Below are 1,169 nucleotides of genomic sequence, written 5' to 3'. Positions count from 1 at the left end.
ACTATAAGTGTCTCAGACTGATGACAAACTTCAAAAGAACGTAAAATCTGTAGGGTGGGCTTTAGCCCACCATCTTTAAAATCAATAAGTTACAAAATGGTGGGCTTAAGCCCACCCTACACGAAATAAGTTCGTCAATAATCTGCGACACTATAAGTGTCTTAATACACTTTTTAGCAACCATTCTGTCCATTACACCTTTTATCTATTACACACAATTTTCAAAAACATCTCATCGTTTACCCTCTCTCTGATTTTTCTTTCTGTACATTCGGCAGAGTACGCTTTTGAATTTAAACTCATCAATGCTATTAAACGTCAGTCAAATCATTTGGATTATAGGTTTGTAAAAAATTTTGCCATTTATTTAAAGCGGGGCTTGCATTTTTTTTTTTTTAGAATTGGAAAGTTTTCTTTATCTAATTTTTTACAAGGGTAATTTAAGCAATTATCCCGTTTTAAATACACAACAATAAATAAATAGGAACAATTTATGTTTAATAAATCTAAATTAAGTTTAGCGATTTTGCTGGCTTTAGGAGCGACTACTTCAACTAATGCCGCATTTATCTTGAGAGGCATTCCAGAATTTGAGCCCAATGATCGATATGTGTATGTTATCGATTATGGTGACTATAAAGATATACAATCCATGCTCGATGATGGCTTTCGGTTTGATGAAGAAGATGGAGTAAAAAGACAAACTCTAATAAGAACAAGAAAGACTGAAGGCGAGGAAAATCCAAGCATTGACATCTTTAACTTTGGTTTTGCGCTGATAGATACTCTTCCACCTGAACTACGAGCAACATTGCCATCTAGTGAGCCAAATAGTTCAACTAATGATGCAGTAGAGCCAGCAGCAGAACCAGCCCCTACAAGTGAGCCAAGCCCAGCAGCCCCCGCAACAACTCCTACCGGTGAAGCAGGTCCACAAGGTCCTGTAGGCGACAAAGGTCCTACAGGTGACCAAGGTCCTACAGGCGACAAAGGTCCTACAGGTGACCAAGGTCCTACTGGTGACCAAGGTCCTACAGGCGACAAAGGTCCTACAGGTGACCAAGGTCCTGCAGGTGAGCAAGGTCCTACAGGCGACAAAGGTCCTACTGGTGACCAAGGTCCTACAGGTGAGCAAGGTCCTACAGGCGACAAAGGTCCTACAGGTGACC

The 1,169-nt window shown here is 40.5% G+C and carries 1 pseudogene; it reads left to right on the top strand.

The features are described from left to right. Positions 1-493: 493 nt before the first annotated feature. Positions 494-1,169 (top strand): annotated as a pseudogene (locus ACWIW0_RS11275) (hypothetical protein); the annotation flags it as partial.

The sequence above is a fragment of the Ursidibacter sp. B-7004-1 genome (genome assembly GCF_053654055.1).
The sequence above is the reverse complement of the archived record's forward strand: the minus strand, read 5'-3'. Positions and strand labels throughout refer to the sequence as shown.